This is a genomic window from Exiguobacterium sp. RM11 (assembly GCF_059821525.1).
In genome coordinates, this window is the sequence record NZ_CM187558.1 from 360,798 (window position 1) to 377,221 (window position 16,424).

Sequence of the window (16,424 nt, forward strand, 5' to 3'; positions counted from 1 at the left end):
GGACACTCGATCAAGTCGATGCCCACACTTGGAATAACGAAACCTGCTTATGCTGTTTTGATGACGTGCTCTTTCGCAGGAGCCGGTTTTCCGAAGAAATACCCTTGGGCCAAGTCGAATCCGAGTTCACGACACACATCCGCCTCTTCGATGCGCTCGACACCTTCAGCGAGAAGTGTGATGCCCATCGAGTGGGTCAACGCACGCACTTTTTTGAGGAAATCCCGCTTTTCGGCATCCTCGTCACAAAATGAAACATACGAACGGTCGATTTTGACATAGTCCGGTTCGAGTCGCTTCAACATGTCGATGGTCGAGAAACCTGCACCGACGTCGTCTAGCGCAACTTGCATCCCCCGCTTTTTATATGTCGAAAAGACGTGCTGCAAATGATCGACGTCATGTACCTTCTCTGTCTCCACGACTTCGAAGATAAAACGGTCCGGACTGAGATCATATCGATCGATGATATCGAACGTATGCTGCAAACAATAGTCTGGATTGTAAATCGTTGAGGGTAAGAAGTTGATGAATGTCTTTTGGTGAGGGGCGACGGCTTCGTATGTCGCTTTAATCGCCTCAGCACGAGCCCGCTGATCGAGCTTCGAATGAAGACCGAAACGGTTTGCCGTCCGGAATAAATCATAAGGCGAGATGTTGGCACCGCTACGGAGAAGTGCCTCGTACCCGAACGTTTCCGTAGAATCGAGGAAGATGATTGGCTGGAGATGACTCTCGAACGTGCCGTGCTGAATCTGTTCAATGATGTGCCGGTTAGCAAGCTGATCTTTTAATACTTCGACCTCAAGCGGCGGGGTCTGACGGTTCGATGCAGGATCGACACAGTATACCGTTCCGTTTGCTTGTGTGAGGAGTACATCTAGTTCTTCAAACGATGTATACGGGTATTCCTTGAATGTTGTGACGAGTGTCCCTTGAGCAATCAAAGGAATTGTTGTATTACAAGAAGCGCAGGGTGACCACATACTATTCCACCTTTCCATTCAAAATTGGTTCATTCAGTATATCGGTCACGTCTCACAAAAAACTCACATTCAGGAACCATTCTTCAAAAAAATCGTGCAAAATGGGTACAGGTTTTGTATACTTCCTATCGTATGATTAAGAAGCGCCTCAAAACGCCACTCGCATACGAACAACTTTTTGAACAGAAAGGGGTTCTATCGATGGACCAAAAATTAAAATTATGGTTTACGGAGCACCAAACAGAAGATTACGGGATCACGTTCCGTGTAAACCACGTTTATGAGAGCGAACAAACGGAGTTTCAACGACTAGAAATGGTCGAAACGGACGAGTTCGGAACGATGTTGTTACTTGACGGGATGGTCATGACGACGGATAAGGACGAATTCGTCTATCACGAGATGGTCGCACACGTCCCACTCTTTACACACCCGAATCCAAAGCATGTGCTTGTAGTCGGTGGGGGAGACGGCGGTGTCATCCGTGAAATCATGAAACACCCATCAGTTGAAAAGGCAGTTCTCGTTGATATTGACGGGAAAGTCATTGAATATTCGAAGAAATACTTGCCGAACATTGCCGGTGAACTTGATAACCCACGTGTTGAAGTCATCGTCGGTGACGGTTTCATGCATATTGCGAAATCAGAGAACGAGTACGACGTCATTATGGTCGACTCGACAGAACCAGTTGGGCCAGCAGCGAACCTCTTCACAAAAGGATTCTATGCAGGCATCTCGAAAGCGCTCAAAGAGGATGGCATCTTTGTCGCACAAACGGATAACCCGTGGTTCACACCAGAACTCATTCAAACGGTTCAACGTGACGTGAAGGAAATCTTCCCGATCACGAAATTGTACACGGCGAACGTTCCGACGTACCCGAGCGGGATGTGGACGTTCACAATCGGTTCGAAGAAATACGATCCGGAACAAGTATCGGCTGAGCGTTTCCATGACATCGAAACAAAATATTACACGCCGAAGCTTCACAACGCGGCGTTCGTCCTTCCAAAATTCGTGGAGGATTTGACAAAATGATCAAACGTTTTGATGAAGCATACTCAGGTAAAGTGTTTATCGCCAGTCTCCCAGAGGTGACAGAGGCGAAGACGGTTCTTTACGGGATGCCGATGGACTGGACGGTCAGTTTCCGTCCGGGTTCACGTTTCGGTCCGAACCGGATTCGTGAAGTGTCGATCGGCCTTGAAGAATACAGCCCGTATTTAGACGGTGATTTGGCAGATGCAGCGGTATACGATGCAGGAGATATCCCACTTCCATTCGGAAACGCACCGAAGTCGCTCGATATGATCGAGGCGTTCGTCAAAGATGTCGTCAAAGCAGGCAAGTTCCCACTCGGAATGGGTGGCGAACATCTCGTCACATGGCCGATCATCAAAGCGATGCACGACGTGTACGGCGACGACTTTGTCATCATCCACTTGGATGCGCATACGGACCTTCGGGATGAGTATGAAGGCGAGCCACTCTCACACTCGACTCCGCTTAAAAAAGCGGCAAACTTGATTGGACCATCGAACTGTTACTCGTTCGGAATCCGTTCAGGGATGAAAGAAGAGTTTGAGTGGGCACGTGAAGTCGGCTACAACATGCATCAATTTGAAGTCATCGAGCCTCTCAAGCGCGTCTTACCGACACTCGCTGGGAAAAAAGTATATGTCACGATCGACATCGACGTTCTTGACCCGTCAGCAGCACCAGGGACAGGTACACAAGAAATCGGCGGCATCTCGACGAAAGAATTGCTAGAAGCGGTACACGCTATCGCGAACGCAGACCTCGACATCATCGGCGCAGACCTTGTCGAAGTGTCACCGGCATACGATCAGTCGGATATGACGGCCATCGCGGCAGCAAAAATTCTTCGTGAGATGATGATTGGATTCGTGAAATAAATGCGGAAAAAAGGTCAGCTGGAAATGGAACTGAGCGCCCGGATCACCCAATGGGAGAAAGAATATTTGGGTCGCGGGTCATTGACGTGTAAGGCAGACCTGCTTCGGGACCTCGCCATCGTCACACTCCAAGGTGTGTTGACGCCGGCCGAGTATGACTTGGCCACCAAGTCGTCAGGTCGCGAGCAATTGAAGAAATACCGCAACAATCTCGTCGAATCGGGACGGAGCCAACTTGAAACGATTGTCGGGCAAGTGCTCGGCCGTTCGATTGTTTCGCTCCACACGGACATCAGTACGAAAACAGGGGAGCGTCTCATCGTCTTTCGTTTGGACGCGCCTTGGGATCAAACCGATTGACAACGGAACGTCGACTTTTTAAAATGAAATTCAGAGACGTGAGAGGAGCGAATGGACGAGTCGTCACGAAGCGTGCTTTCGAGATCTTCTTACGGAGCTACTGAACAATTTAATCAACCGACAGTTGTCGGCCTGACGGAGCGAATAGTCGAGCCGTCGGCATACAGCGCACGCCTTCTTTAGGTGTGCGCTTTTTTGTCGCCAAGGAGGAACATGTATGGATTTGTTTTTATTTTTACTAACGAGCGCTCCCGTGCTTCTATTTGTGACGGGCGTGATTGCCGCAGTCGGGAAATCGAACTTGAAGATTCCTGATTCACTGAGCACGACGCTAAACATTTACTTACTACTGGCCATTGGATTGAAAGGTGGGATGGGACTCGCCTCGGTATCATTTGAAGAAATTGCACTGCCATTGACGGTGACGCTGTTGATTGGGATTTTATTACCGCTCCTCGCTTTTCTCGCAGGAGGTCTCCTGAAGTTTACCTTCCACGAACGGATTGCTATGGCTGCGACGTTTGGTTCCGTCTCGCTCGTGACCTATGTGGCTGCATCGACGCAGCTGGAGCGCCTAGGGATTGGATATGAACCGTTCATGACGACATTGGTCGTCGTTCTTGAAATCCCTGGACTGATTGTGGCGTTACTGTTGTATAACCAAACGCAGGTGATGGGGATCACCGCGACGTCGGGCAAAACGAATTCGCTGTCTGTCCTCCGGGATAGCTTATTTTCGAAGAGCATCTTGCTTATGCTGGCAGGTCTTGTGGTCGGACTCGTGACGCCAGATGCGACTCCGCTCAAACCGTTCTTTGTGGACTTGTTCCCAGGGGTGTTGCTCCTCTTCTTATTAGGATTGGGGGTAAAAGTCGGACAACAGTTGAAGACGGTGCCGACGTATGGGCTGAAGTTCGTTGCCATGGGAATGTTATTCCCGTTGATTGGGGCACTTGTTGGCTTTTTGGCGGCGGGTGTCGCTGGTCTTTCAGAAGGAGGAACGATACTTCTTATGACATTAGCGGCGAGCGGTTCATACATCGCCGCGCCTGCGATGTTACAAGCCTCGGTCCCAGAAGCGAAACCGTCCTTTTATTTGACCCTCTCCCTTGCGGTCACGTTCCCGTTCAACTTGTTGATTGGCATTCCGTTGTATATTGCAATCGTCACATGAAAAAGCGTCGACTCCTCTGAGTCGGCGCTTTTTGTGTGTTCGTTGAGCATCATTGTGTCACTTTTTGCGCTTCCATACATTTGAGAGCGGCCGTCCAGCTTCCAAAGAGGACGTTAATCGTCGATGTACTCGGCACGTTCCGTCCTTCCGCCCATTTTCGATAGTGGAGGATGCTGAAATGAGGCAATTCTTTCTTCGCGAGCCGGATCGCTTCAATCACATCTTCTTCATCCCATTTCCGTTTCGGTGGAGCGATGTCCAATACGAAAAGAGCGTAGCTCCAAGAACCATACTTTCTAGCGATGGTCGCAACGGTCGGATAGCCTCGTTCTTGCGCCCACACCGCGTAATGTTGAGACGTGAGGCGTTCGAGTTCTTCCGATGCTTCGATCAAGGCTTGGATGATGCGTTCTTCACTATTTTTAGCGGCCGTTGTTTGAAGTTTCGCTTCTCGGAGTGCATTCGACCATGAACCAAAGCGACTACTGATGAGGGTGAGAGAAGGCGATCGTGTCACTTTTGACCATTCTCGGTACGTTTGACTCGTGAATAGCGTGAGCTCTTCTGCAGCTTTGTTTAACGCGCGTAGAATATCTTCGTCTGAATAATAATGAAACGAAAGCTTAATCTGTGCTGCAACGAGGGCTTCGCGCCACGAACCAAATTGATGAATGACGGTAGAAAGGGAAGGGACATTTTTGTCATGAGACCAAACGCTGTATTGTTTGGAATCAAGTTCTGCGTATTCTTGGGCAGCCAACTGCAAAGCTTGTACGATTTGAGGTCTTGTCCATTTTTTCATCTTGGTGTCTCTCCTTTTGTGTGAACGCTCACGGGCGTCTCAGAAGGTCTCTTGGTGTGAATGAACATGTATGTTGTTAGGTTGGTCGTACAGAAGTCAAACAGCGATGCGGTACAGGTTCCTCCTTTTCATTCAAAACACAGTTGTCAACAACATCCAATTTTATTTGGTATGTTCTTTCCATTCCCGTTCGGAAGAAAATTATTCATTATGTGAAAGAAAAGATGAGAATAACTTTGTGAACTTATTTGTTACAGCGATTTCATTAATAACAAAAAGCTCGCATTATCCTTAAATTTGTTACAACGACTCGGGTAGTTTACTAGCATCAACGCATTCTTCGCACACCATACCCAACACGATTACACAACTTAGACATTTGGAGGTGCAATACACGATGGCTACACTCGTTAACGTCTATCGAAGAAATCGCAGAAACTTACTGTTTTTCTGCGTCGATATCGCAATCGTCTCAATCGTCTTATATATGACGTTTGACATTTTATTTTCGAAAGTGATGCCGTTCACAGCGACAACATACGATTTGTTGCTGATGGTGTCGATTAAAATGTTTAGCTTCATGCTTGTCGGGGCGCTATTGAAAATTCATCGAATCGATTGGCGATACGCCTCAATCCATGAAATGAAACAAGTAACCATTGCGTTGATTAGCAGCGACTTGATTCTATTCGCCTACAATCAATTTCAATTCGGACGCGGGCTCGGCGTCATGATTGCGGTTCAAGGACTGCTAGCATTCAACATGATTTTATTCACACGTTTCTTGGCCCGTCATCACGTCTTGCATACGTTCAAACCGCATCCTGCCCCACAAGGTCGGAAAACACTGATCATCGGGGCCGGGAACTCTGGACAGCTCATCGTACGTGAGTTGAAAGAGTATCGGACGAACGTCCTCCATGTGGTTGGAATTATCGATGACGATCCGATGCTCGCCTCCTTATATGTACACGGTGTCCCGATTCTCGGTACGACAGACGATTTAGAACGCATCATCGAGGAACAAGGAATTGAAGTCGTCATTTTCTCTATCCCGAGTCTAGCACACGCAAGACGCATCGAATTGTTGAAACGTATTGAAAAGACTGGCGTTGAATCACATGCACTCCCAATGTTGTCCGAACTTGCTACCGGAAATGTGTCGATTAACGAAATTCGCGAAGTGAAAATCGAGGATTTGTTAGGACGAGAGCCGGTACAACTCGATATTTCAGGTATCTCGAAGCACGTGGAAGGAGCAACGGTCCTCGTGACAGGGGCAGGAGGGTCGATTGGTTCGGAACTCTGTCGTCAATTGATTAAGTTCAAACCGGCCGAGATGATCCTTTTCGGACATGGAGAAAACAGCATTTATTTAATCGAGAAAGAGTTAAACGGACTTGGACTTGAGACGAAACTTCATCCAGTGATCGGGGATGTGCAAGATGTAGAGAGACTCGAACACGTCTTTCAAACGTATCGTCCAGAAATCGTCTATCATGCAGCGGCACACAAACACGTTCCGCTCATGCAAGATAACCCGCTTGAAGCAGTCAAAAATAATATCTATGGCACAAAGAATATGGTCGATGTGGCTTCGAAATATCGGGTCGATCGATTCGTCATGGTATCGACCGATAAAGCAGTCAACCCAACGAACGTCATGGGGTCGACAAAACGAATCGCAGAGATGATCGTTCAGGAAAAAGCGCGTTCAAGCGATACGATTTTCGCTGTTGTTCGATTCGGTAACGTTCTCGGTAGCCGTGGTTCGGTCGTCCCTCTCTTCAAAGAACAAATTGCTCAAGGAGGACCGGTCACGGTAACGGATTCGGAGATGACACGTTACTTCATGACCATTCCAGAGGCGAGTCGACTCGTCATTCAAGCGAGTGTGTTATCTCGAGGCGGAGAAATCTTCGTGCTCGATATGGGGGAACCGGTCAAAATTATCGATTTAGCGAAAAAGATGATTGAGCTCAGCGGGTTTACCATCGATCAAATTCCGATTGAAGTGACGGGGATTCGCCCGGGTGAAAAGTTATATGAAGAATTACTGGCTACAAATGAGTTAGACCCAGAGGCGAACATCTTCCCGAAAATCTTTGTCGGTTGCACCCGCCCCTTCACATCGGTCGCTCCCATCTTACGGTTGATCGAACACTTCCGACAAAACGGTCCGGCATTGACAGACGCGTTATTGTTTGTGGCGAACAGTAATGATATTGACCGAGATTTACAACGGATTTTTGCAAGTGGATTCGAGTTTATCCCAGCCCAGCAAGTGCGCATCCGGGTCGTCGATGGAAATTAAAGGGGGGAGTGCAATGGATCGTGTCATGGTGATCGGTGTATCCACGTTCAAAGGGTTTCATCTTGCCAGGCGACTACTAAAAGACGGATACGAAGTGATTGGGATTGATGACGAAGGAGAATCAAAAACGCAACTTGCGAGACAACGGCTATACGTCTTGTCTCATCCCTTGTTCCATCTCATTCGAACAGATGTCTCCCATAAGCCACACATGCGCCAGATTATGACGATGTATGAACCGAATCACGTCATCTTATGCAGTGGGGTCTATCAAAATCGTGAAATAGAGCGATACGAACAAGTGAAGCAGCTCGTCATGAATCAAAAAAGTCGGGTGTCGATTCAGTCGTTCATCACGTTCGACCTTCCAATTGAACAGACTCGTCATTCTTCATCAGCGCTTCATCTAATAACAGAGGATGTATACGGACCTTGGGATGATTCGACAACCCTGTTTTCGAAAGCGGTACTCGCGATCGACCAAGGCCATCGTATGGTCGGATTCTATGCAACGGACATTGTAAAAGCCTCTTATATCGATGATGTGGTCGAAACCGTCGTTCGCGTCATCAAATTGATTCAGTCAGGCTTACCAATCGTTGGGCAGTTCCGAATCGATGCCTCGGATTATGTACACGTCCAAACGCTGCTCACGGAAATCGGACACCAGATGCATCGACCGGTCCATGTATCTCTACCGATGCGTGACCAAGTCTTTCAAGAAACAGATTTGCCTACGCTAGAAGCGATGATTGGATTTCAACCACGTACCCCGCTTCACGAGGGGTTACGGAAGACGATCGAATGGTACAACGCCTATCAAACGATGATGAAGGAGGACATGAGCACATGACTATTTTATTATCAAAACCGCACATGTCCGGACGAGAGATGGCTTACGTAGAAGAAGCATTCGCTAGTAACTGGATTGCGCCACTCGGTCCGAACGTTAACGCCTTTGAAGAAGAGCTTGGGAAGTACGTTGATCACACACATACACTCGCGACGAGTTCTGGCACAGCGGCGCTCCATCTCGCGTTGTTGACGTTAGGAATTGAAAGAGGAGATGTGATCTTTTGTCAGTCCCTCACATTCGTCGCTTCAGTCAATCCCATTCTGTATGTCGGGGCGACACCGGTATTCATCGATTCAGAGAAGGAAACGTGGAACATGTCACCGGAAGCATTACGAAAAGCATTGGTTCAAGCCGCTACAAAAGGAAAGTTACCAAAAGCGGTCATTGTCGTTCATTTATACGGGGTAGTCGCGAAGATTGGCGAGATTCGTCACATTTGCCAAGAGTTTGGGGTGACACTGATTGAGGATGCGGCGGAATCGCTCGGAGCGACTTGGAAAGGGCAGATGACCGGTACGATTGGTGACATCGGATTTTATTCGTTCAATGGGAACAAAATCATCACCACATCCGGTGGAGGGATGCTATTGCTAGGCTCTGACAGTCAGCGCCAATATGCGTTGAAACTCGCAACGCAAGCAAGAGAGAACGTTTTACATTACGAACATGAAGAAGTCGGGTACAACTATCGCTTGAGTAATGTGTCGGCAGGAATCGGTCGAGGACAGCTAGAGGTCATCGAACAACGAGTCCGGGCGAGACGTAACGTCTTTCGTCGGTATGAACAAATGTTTTCGACGATTGATGTCACGTATCAACAAGAAATTCCTTTCTCTCGTGCGAATCGTTGGTTGACCGCCATGCAAGTCGGACGCGATATCGCCAGCCGTGATCAGTTGATTCAACAGTTGAGCGACGCCGAAATTGAATCACGCCCAGTCTGGAAACCGATGCACCTACAACCGCTCTATCGAGATGCCGAATACGTCACGGTTGACGGGGAAGACGTGAGTCGTCACTTATTTGAAAACGGTATTTGCTTACCATCGAGCTCGAGTTTGACGATTGGTGAACAACAGAAAGTCATTCAGACCGTGCTAGATACACGCCATTTCGTAAAAGAAAAAAGCGTGTAAGGAGGAAATGAAATGAAAACGGAAGCAGAGATCATTCAAGCGCTTCAAACCGCAGCATCTCTGACTCCATCTCTCACGGTGACACAATATCAACGATGGAGCCAAAATCGAGACGTTCCCACCTTTCTCGAGATTTTATCTGTTTATGGAACGTGGATGAATGCCCTGAAAGCATCCGGACTGTTAGAAGTTAGACGATACGAGTCCCAGGATATGATTCAGGCACTTCGGCTCGCATCGGCAGAAGAAGGAAGGCTGACGAGTGCTCAATATCGGCACTGGGCATCGGGACGAAGTGTTCCTTCATTAGGTGATATTATTACCCACTTCGGGTCGTGGAGTCTCGCCGTCAAAGCGGTCGAGCGTTTAGAAGAACAACACTTTACTGTTCAGCCAGAGCGCGAAAAAGTAGAGATGGTTCAAGCGTTGTTTGAGGCATATCGTATTTTGAAGCCATTTAATGCAATCACATATCAAAAATGGGCAAAGCGATTTCAGAAACCGAGCGTTGCAAAAGTGTCAAGACGTTTTGGTTCATGGAAAAGCGCACTTGATGAACTTGGAATTTATGAATCAGAAGGGAGCGGGAGGGAGTGAATCGAATGAATGGGGCGTTTGTCATCTCACTAGACTTCGAACTGAACTGGGGTACGTTTGATGCGGTCACGCTAGAGGAGTACGGTGAGAATATCTTGGGTGTTCGTCAAGTCGTGCCTCGTTTACTGGAACTCTTTACGACATACGGCATGCACGTGACATGGTCTACGGTAGGATTTCTATTTTTTGAATCGAAAGCTGAACTACTTCTTCATTTACCAACACGTTTACCGAATTATGTTAAACCTAAGTACTCCTCTTATGAATGGTTGAAACAGATTGGAGAAAATGAGCGAACGGATCCGTACCATTTTGGAAAGTCGTTAGTTGATCAAATTATGAAAACGCCTCATCAAACCATTGGAACTCATACTTTCTCACACCTATCATGTTTAGAGCAAGGTGTTACCGTTGAAGCGTTTAAAGCTGATATTGAAGCGGCAAAACGAGTGGGAGCTCTTCATAACTTACCGATTCGAAGCATAGTATACCCAAGGAATCAATCGGATGGAGCATTTCATGAAGCTGCGGGCATGCTAGGGATAGAAGTATATCGTGGTAACGAACAACATCGTATCTATCATCCTGATGCCCGCGGGGATGAAGGTCTATTACGACGTGCGATTCGGTTGCTTGATGCGTACGTCAATTTGACAGGGCATCATACGTCTACATGGAATTCAATCCAACAGACTCACCCGTACAACGTTCCATCAAGTCGTTTTCTGCGTCCATACGTTCCATCTTTACGTATAGTGGAAATTTTAAAGCTTCGTCGAATTAAGCAAAGCATGACACAAGCCGCCAAACGAGGTGAACTTTATCATCTGTGGTGGCATCCCCACAACTTTGGAAAAAACATTGAACAGAACGTTAACATGCTTGAGGCTATTCTCAAACATTATAAAGTGCTTGAGAAAGAGTACGGATGGATGAGTTTGTCGATGGAAGAGGTTGCGGATTATTGTAATCAACAAGTCCATGTTTCGCGACAAGGACACGGATAATCCTAGGATGGAGGTGTCGTCTATATGGTTCGACCGATTGTTCTGCTGATTAGTGAGCATGAAACGTCTAAGCATATTTATCACGCGATCCGCGATTTAGGCGTGACACATGTCATTCAAGAAGACGGTCCCACTGAACATCGACCGCAGTCGCTCAAACAATGGATGACTCATCTATATATTCGATGGGCGACGCCATTTATGAAATGGACGAGTCAAGCGCGTATTCGAGAAGTGAGAGAGCGCTATCCGTTACAGGATTCTCCGATTCCTCCTCATCACCTCATCCATGTCTCATCCTTGAACGATGACAAAACGCTCATGTGGCTCGAACGACTAGCACCGAAACTGCTCGTGATTCATGAAACCGGTCCAATCGAGTCGAGTCGTTTGAACCAGTTGTCATGCCCCATCATCACCGTTCGTCCATCGATGGCGGAAGGGCAGCTACAAGCCTATTGGGCGATTCAATCTGAGCCTTCGTTTTGTGAGGCGACGCTCGAACAATGGACGACACAAGGATGGCGCGTTCTCGATCGGGCGGTCATCTATAAAGGCGGAAGCGACAATTTTGCCACATATCCTTATTTACAATTGACCACGGTCTTGCCGATGTTGCGCCGACACATCGAAACACTGGATCTCGTACAACTAGATCGACGACAAATTAAAGTCCAAGCCTGAGGCTTGGACTTAACTGTTGGCGATACAATAATATTGGATGGCTTCGTTATAGTACGACGCAAGCCCCGGTTCGAAGCGGTCATAATAGGCGGTGAATCGCTCATCCGCTACATACATCTGTCCGAGTCCGCTGAACATGTCGAGCGAGCAATCGTAAAAGTGAGTGTGGATGAACAGATGATTGTCTCTGACGACCGATTGAACGCGGTCATCCTCGATTGCGGTCTGTGAGCGGAACAGCTCGACGAGTGGTGCAATCAAATCGAGTTGCATCTGGTTGATTTGCTCCCAGTCCGCTTTCGAGCGCTTCGATGCCCGTTCTTGTGCGGTTTTATAAGCGGAACTGTCTCCCCAACGCTCAATTACCTCATCTTGATGTTTTGCCTCATGTGCTTGAATCTCTTCATAAGACAATCCTTTGAACAATGACTTGTCTTCCATCGGAATCCCTCCTTTGAGTGAGGTGAGGGTCGCTTCCGCCGTCTCAGCGAGTTGCGCGAAATAGGCGGCTTTTTGTCGTAACGCCTCGACATGTTCGTTCAATACTTCGACTCGATCAAACGTCGATGCATCGAGTAGTTGTCTGATTTGGTCGAGCGGAACGTCGAGTGTTCGATACAGTAAGATGAGCTGTAGACGTTCGGCGTCGCTTGACGTATAACGTCGGTAGCCGTTGTCGTCTCGTGTAGGGACGAGGAGACCGATCGCGTCATAATGTCGAAGCGTCCGCGCCGTCGTGCCGGCGAGTGACGCAAGTTGTTGAATCGTATACATCCCTTCACCTCCTTAGCACAAGCGTAAGGGTTGACGTCACGTCAAGGTCAAGCCTGTTTTTCAAATAACGAAAATCCATTCCGCTCCCCGATGTAACGGAAGCCGAACTGTGGATAGTATCCGTTCAAGAACGTGTTGTCTGCCACGCAATCCAATCGGACGGTCGAAGCAGTGTGAGAGAGGGCATACTGCATCAGACGCTCGCCGATGCGTTCTCCTTTTACGTTCGAGTCCGTGACGAGTCGGTGCAAGTAGACGGCACCGTCCGGGTTGTCCCAGAGAGCAAGATCCCAATCGGTCGGTGGGATGAGACTGACCGCACCGACGACTTGGTGGTCACGTTCATATACAAACACAGTCCCTTTCGTTAAATCGTGTCGCACATAATCCGAGCGACTCGGCTCTAAATATTTGACCCATTGCGATTTCCCGGCTGTCTGAAACTCTTTCGCTTTCTTTACAATCAATTGGTCAATGGCCGAAAAATCATCAAGTGTCGCAAATCGAAACATGATGGAGCACCTCGCTTTCATTTCTTTTCAAAATCGTGTAGGGTACACGTTGAGTATGCTGATGAAACATCTTTGTATCATCGAATGTTTTTTGGTAAGATAAATTTATTGCATCGTGCAAACGATTGCGCTAATGATATAAAGTTCACAGCACGAATAAGATAATTATAAATGATGAGCAGTGAGTTTTGGGATAAGGAGTATCTAGATCACATGCAACTTTTACAACGAGGACAACAACAAACACAAACGCTTAAACGCAACTGGTGGAAAGAAGCCGTCGCCTATCAGATTTATCCGCGCAGTTTTTATGACGCGAACGGAGACGGAATCGGAGACATTCAAGGAATCATCGATAAGCTCGACTATTTGAAAGACCTCGGTATTGACGTCATCTGGATTTGCCCAATGTATAAATCGCCAAACGATGACAACGGGTATGACATTAGTGACTACCAAGACATCATGGACGAATTCGGTACGATGGAAGATTTCGACCGCTTATTGGACGAAGTGCATCAGCGCGGTATGAAACTGTTGCTCGACCTCGTCGTCAACCATACGTCGGATGAGCACCCTTGGTTCATTGAATCGAAGAGCTCAAAAGACAATCCGAAGCGTGACTGGTACATCTGGCGCGACGGGAAACCAGACGGATCGAAGCCGAACAACTGGGAATCAATCTTTGGTGGCTCGGCTTGGGAATTCGATGAAGCGACGGAGCAATACTACTTGCACGTCTTCTCGAAAAAACAGCCGGACCTCAACTGGGAAAACGCTGAGATGCGTACAGCCGTATACGACATGATCAACTGGTGGCTCGAAAAAGGAATCGACGGGTTCCGTGTCGATGCAATCAGCCACATCCGCAAGAATCCGACGTTCGCCGACTTGCCGAACCCGAACGACCTCGACTTTGTACCGTCATTCGAGATGCACATGAACGTGGACGGGATTCACGATTATTTAGAAGAGCTTCGTGACGAGACGTTCAATAAACATGACATCATGACAGTCGGTGAGGCGAACGGGGTATCACCTGACGATGCACACCTTTGGGTCGGTGAAAAAGAAGGGAAGATGAACATGGTCTTCCAATTCGAACACATGGACCTATGGAGTGAGGACGCCGATTCGAAACTCGATGTCGTCCACTTGAAGAACGTGTTGACGAAATGGCAAAAAGGACTTGAAGCTGACGGATGGAACGCCCTTTACGTCGAAAACCATGACCAGACACGTACGGTCTCGAAATGGGGAGACGATGAGCGTTACTGGAAAGAAAGCGCGAAGTCGATTGCGATGATGTACTTCCTTATGCAAGGAACGCCATTCATCTATCAAGGTCAAGAAATCGGGATGACGAACGTCAAATTCGATTCAATCGACCAATATGACGATATCGCGACACGCAATCGCTACTATATCGGCGTCGAGCAAGGGAAGAGTCATGACGAGATGATGCGCATCACGTGGAACTCGTCACGCGACAACACACGCACTCCGATGCAGTGGAGTGACGCTCCGAACGCCGGCTTCACGTTCGCAGAGAAGCCGTGGGTCGGCATCAACCCGAACTATACAGACATCAACGTCGAAGCACAGCTTGAAGATGAGGACTCCATCTTTAACTTCTATAAAGAGATGATTCAACTTCGTAAAGACGATGAGACGTTTGTATACGGGGCGTATGATGTTGTCTTACCAGATCACCCAGAAGTCTATGCGTATACGCGTACACTCGGTGACACGCAGTACCTTGTCGTCACGAACTTGACGGCGAAAGAGACGATGTTTGATATGGACCAGACACTTCGTGCGAAAGATGTCGTCTTGAGCAACATGCCGGTCGAGGGCGATGTAGAATCGACGCTTCTTCACTTGAAGCCGTTCGAAGGTCGCGTGTATAAAATCAGCTAATTTTTCAGGACCCCAAGGTCGTGGACGAGAATTCGTCTACGGCCTTTTTTGTCAGAACAAAGGGGATAACGGCGACTCATGCGAACTCCTTATACGGAGATGAAGAAGGAGGAGACGTAGATGAAACTGTTATTGACGTCAGCAGGCATAAAGAACGAAAGCATCAAACAAGCACTTCTCGAGTTATTGGACAAGCCGATTGAAGAGTGTGAGGCACTCTGTATCCCGACAGCCATCTATGCGTTGAACGGTGGAACGCAGCATGCATGGAACTTTTTCAATGGGGATTTCTCAACACCGATGTGTGAACTGGGCTGGAAGTCGATCGGGGTGCTCGAACTGAGCACGCTCCCGAGTATCGATGAATCGGTATGGAGACCGGCATTTGAACGGGCGGACGTGTTATTGGTGAACGGTGGCGATCCGCTGTTTTTACATCATTGGATGAAACAGTCTGGGGTGGCGGCGTTACTCCCATCTTGGGAAGGCGTGTATGTCGGATTGAGCGCCGGCAGCATGGTGATGACCCCACGAATCGGGGAAGCATTTGTCGGATGGCGTTCATCTGATGAGCAGAGCGATGAGACGTTAGGGTTTGTCGACTTCTCAATCTTTCCACACCTCGATCACGAGATGCTACCGGAGAATACGTCACGAGATGCGGCAGAGTGGGCGGAAGCGTTACAGGCACCTGCTTATGCGATTGACGACGAGACCGCAATTCGTGTGAATGAAGGAAAGGTCGATGTGATTTCGGAAGGAAAGTGGAAGAAGTTTTTCTGACTGTATAAAACCAATAGGAAGGGGACCTGAGAGATTGAACCGATTTACACATCAACGAAAAACGAACCGAATCGTCGTACGACCGTTAGAGAAGCAAGATTATGACGCGTGGTTAAGTGGCTTCACCAATCGTCTTGTTTCGCAGCATGAGTATGACCCTGGGAAATTAGACATGAGCGACTGTACGTCCGTTTGGTTTGACCAGCTAGTCGACAATCATCAGTCACTTGCGCTTGAAGACGAGGCACATGTCTTCGCCATTTTCCGACTCGACGATGGGACACACCTTGGTATGGTGGATTTTTCTACGCTTGCGCGAGATGCGTTTCAATGGGGGAGGGTCGGGTATACGATTCATAATCAGCATTGGGGCCAGGGGTATGGGACGGAAGCAGTCGACCTGGCAATGCGCATCGCTTTTGACGAGTTGAACTTTCAACGAATCGAGGCACATATCAATCTCGGCAATGAGGCGTCCATTCGTCTCGCGGAGCGTGTCGGCATGTTGTATGAGTGTACGAGAGAAGGGTTTATCTTTGAGAACGAAGATTGGGTAGACCATCTCGTCTACGTGAAAACGAAGCGCCGTCGATAGAACGA

At 48.1% G+C, this 16,424-nt stretch carries 17 protein-coding genes; 13 read left to right on the top strand and 4 right to left on the bottom strand.

What is annotated here, in order from left to right; translation table 11 throughout:
• Nucleotides 1–47: 47 nt before the first annotated feature.
• Nucleotides 48–986, bottom strand: a complete 939-nt coding sequence (locus AC5LIL_RS02050) for an EAL domain-containing protein (RefSeq protein ID WP_499824707.1) — start codon at nt 984–986, stop codon at nt 48–50.
• Nucleotides 987–1,187: 201 nt separating this feature from the next.
• On the opposite strand from AC5LIL_RS02050, the gene speE reads away from it, so the two are divergent.
• The 4 genes from speE (at nt 1,188) to AC5LIL_RS02070 (ending at nt 4,439) form a co-directional block, all read left to right on the top strand.
• Nucleotides 1,188–2,027, top strand: a complete 840-nt coding sequence (gene speE / locus AC5LIL_RS02055) for a polyamine aminopropyltransferase (protein WP_012727429.1) — start codon at nt 1,188–1,190, stop codon at nt 2,025–2,027.
• On the top strand, nt 2,024–2,905 hold the full coding sequence (gene speB, locus AC5LIL_RS02060; RefSeq protein WP_214784858.1) for an agmatinase: 882 nt from the start codon (nt 2,024–2,026) through the stop codon (nt 2,903–2,905). The genes speE and speB overlap by 4 nt, the downstream gene beginning before the upstream one ends.
• Entirely contained in the window at nt 2,906–3,265 is a 360-nt protein-coding gene (locus AC5LIL_RS02065) for a Na-translocating system protein MpsC family protein (RefSeq protein ID WP_031422162.1), read from the top strand.
• Between the two features lie 217 nt (nt 3,266–3,482).
• The gene (locus tag AC5LIL_RS02070; RefSeq protein ID WP_339962892.1) at nt 3,483–4,439 is read left to right on the top strand and encodes a sodium-dependent bicarbonate transport family permease; all 957 of its coding nucleotides are present in this window, start codon (nt 3,483–3,485) and stop codon (nt 4,437–4,439) included.
• A gap of 49 nt (nt 4,440–4,488) precedes the next feature.
• On the opposite strand, the gene AC5LIL_RS02075 is transcribed toward AC5LIL_RS02070, so the two are convergent.
• Nucleotides 4,489–5,241, bottom strand: a complete 753-nt coding sequence (locus tag AC5LIL_RS02075; protein ID WP_499824715.1) for a homing endonuclease associated repeat-containing protein — start codon at nt 5,239–5,241, stop codon at nt 4,489–4,491.
• A gap of 397 nt (nt 5,242–5,638) precedes the next feature.
• Here AC5LIL_RS02075 and AC5LIL_RS02080 point away from each other — a divergent pair, with 397 nt between their 5' ends.
• From AC5LIL_RS02080 to AC5LIL_RS02105, 6 genes are read left to right on the top strand one after another with little or no spacing between them, the layout of a single operon-like run.
• Entirely contained in the window at nt 5,639–7,555 is a 1,917-nt protein-coding gene (locus AC5LIL_RS02080) for a polysaccharide biosynthesis protein (protein WP_214784854.1), read from the top strand.
• Between the two features lie 13 nt (nt 7,556–7,568).
• Complete coding sequence (locus tag AC5LIL_RS02085; protein WP_499824718.1) at nt 7,569–8,408, top strand: NAD-dependent epimerase/dehydratase family protein; 840 nt, start codon at nt 7,569–7,571, stop codon at nt 8,406–8,408.
• Nucleotides 8,405–9,547: an aminotransferase class I/II-fold pyridoxal phosphate-dependent enzyme gene (locus AC5LIL_RS02090; RefSeq protein ID WP_499824720.1), complete on the top strand. Its 1,143-nt coding sequence runs from the start codon at nt 8,405–8,407 to the stop codon at nt 9,545–9,547. The genes AC5LIL_RS02085 and AC5LIL_RS02090 overlap by 4 nt, the downstream gene beginning before the upstream one ends.
• Before the next feature lie 12 nt (nt 9,548–9,559).
• Complete coding sequence (locus tag AC5LIL_RS02095; RefSeq protein ID WP_499824722.1) at nt 9,560–10,144, top strand: hypothetical protein; 585 nt, start codon at nt 9,560–9,562, stop codon at nt 10,142–10,144.
• A gap of 5 nt (nt 10,145–10,149) precedes the next feature.
• Nucleotides 10,150–11,151, top strand: a complete 1,002-nt coding sequence (locus AC5LIL_RS02100; protein ID WP_499825342.1) for a polysaccharide deacetylase family protein — start codon at nt 10,150–10,152, stop codon at nt 11,149–11,151.
• Nucleotides 11,152–11,175: 24 nt separating this feature from the next.
• Nucleotides 11,176–11,835 carry a hypothetical protein gene (locus AC5LIL_RS02105; protein WP_499824723.1) on the top strand — a complete coding sequence of 220 codons (660 nt, stop codon included), beginning with the start codon at nt 11,176–11,178 and terminating at the stop codon, nt 11,833–11,835.
• 9 nt (nt 11,836–11,844) lie between these two features.
• Here AC5LIL_RS02105 and AC5LIL_RS02110 read toward each other — a convergent pair whose 3' ends face one another.
• On the bottom strand, nt 11,845–12,609 hold the full coding sequence (locus tag AC5LIL_RS02110; protein ID WP_499824724.1) for a MerR family transcriptional regulator: 765 nt from the start codon (nt 12,607–12,609) through the stop codon (nt 11,845–11,847).
• Nucleotides 12,610–12,656: 47 nt separating this feature from the next.
• Nucleotides 12,657–13,121, bottom strand: a complete 465-nt coding sequence (locus tag AC5LIL_RS02115; RefSeq protein WP_499824725.1) for a GNAT family N-acetyltransferase — start codon at nt 13,119–13,121, stop codon at nt 12,657–12,659.
• Between the two features lie 213 nt (nt 13,122–13,334).
• On the opposite strand from AC5LIL_RS02115, the gene AC5LIL_RS02120 reads away from it, so the two are divergent.
• From AC5LIL_RS02120 to AC5LIL_RS02130, 3 genes are all read left to right on the top strand, one after another.
• Nucleotides 13,335–15,041: a glycoside hydrolase family 13 protein gene (locus AC5LIL_RS02120; protein ID WP_499824726.1), complete on the top strand. Its 1,707-nt coding sequence runs from the start codon at nt 13,335–13,337 to the stop codon at nt 15,039–15,041.
• A gap of 120 nt (nt 15,042–15,161) precedes the next feature.
• Complete coding sequence (locus AC5LIL_RS02125; RefSeq protein ID WP_499824727.1) at nt 15,162–15,824, top strand: Type 1 glutamine amidotransferase-like domain-containing protein; 663 nt, start codon at nt 15,162–15,164, stop codon at nt 15,822–15,824.
• Between the two features lie 34 nt (nt 15,825–15,858).
• Nucleotides 15,859–16,419, top strand: coding sequence for a GNAT family N-acetyltransferase (locus AC5LIL_RS02130; protein ID WP_339962884.1), 561 nt, complete (start codon nt 15,859–15,861; stop codon nt 16,417–16,419).
• Nucleotides 16,420–16,424 lie beyond the last annotated feature (5 nt).

Coding starts and splice junctions, on each gene's coding strand:
- AC5LIL_RS02115 (WP_499824725.1), bottom strand. CDS start 13,121: ATGTTTCGATTTGCGACACTTGATGATTTTTCGGCCATTGACCAATTG.
- AC5LIL_RS02075 (WP_499824715.1), bottom strand. CDS start 5,241: ATGAAAAAATGGACAAGACCTCAAATCGTACAAGCTTTGCAGTTGGCT.
- AC5LIL_RS02125 (WP_499824727.1), top strand. CDS start 15,162: ATGAAACTGTTATTGACGTCAGCAGGCATAAAGAACGAAAGCATCAAA.
- AC5LIL_RS02080 (WP_214784854.1), top strand. CDS start 5,639: ATGGCTACACTCGTTAACGTCTATCGAAGAAATCGCAGAAACTTACTG.
- AC5LIL_RS02095 (WP_499824722.1), top strand. CDS start 9,560: ATGAAAACGGAAGCAGAGATCATTCAAGCGCTTCAAACCGCAGCATCT.
- AC5LIL_RS02050 (WP_499824707.1), bottom strand. CDS start 986: ATGTGGTCACCCTGCGCTTCTTGTAATACAACAATTCCTTTGATTGCT.
- AC5LIL_RS02105 (WP_499824723.1), top strand. CDS start 11,176: ATGGTTCGACCGATTGTTCTGCTGATTAGTGAGCATGAAACGTCTAAG.
- AC5LIL_RS02120 (WP_499824726.1), top strand. CDS start 13,335: ATGCAACTTTTACAACGAGGACAACAACAAACACAAACGCTTAAACGC.
- speB (WP_214784858.1), top strand. CDS start 2,024: ATGATCAAACGTTTTGATGAAGCATACTCAGGTAAAGTGTTTATCGCC.
- AC5LIL_RS02065 (WP_031422162.1), top strand. CDS start 2,906: ATGCGGAAAAAAGGTCAGCTGGAAATGGAACTGAGCGCCCGGATCACC.
- AC5LIL_RS02085 (WP_499824718.1), top strand. CDS start 7,569: ATGGATCGTGTCATGGTGATCGGTGTATCCACGTTCAAAGGGTTTCAT.
- AC5LIL_RS02110 (WP_499824724.1), bottom strand. CDS start 12,609: ATGTATACGATTCAACAACTTGCGTCACTCGCCGGCACGACGGCGCGG.
- AC5LIL_RS02070 (WP_339962892.1), top strand. CDS start 3,483: ATGGATTTGTTTTTATTTTTACTAACGAGCGCTCCCGTGCTTCTATTT.
- AC5LIL_RS02090 (WP_499824720.1), top strand. CDS start 8,405: ATGACTATTTTATTATCAAAACCGCACATGTCCGGACGAGAGATGGCT.
- AC5LIL_RS02100 (WP_499825342.1), top strand. CDS start 10,150: ATGAATGGGGCGTTTGTCATCTCACTAGACTTCGAACTGAACTGGGGT.
- speE (WP_012727429.1), top strand. CDS start 1,188: ATGGACCAAAAATTAAAATTATGGTTTACGGAGCACCAAACAGAAGAT.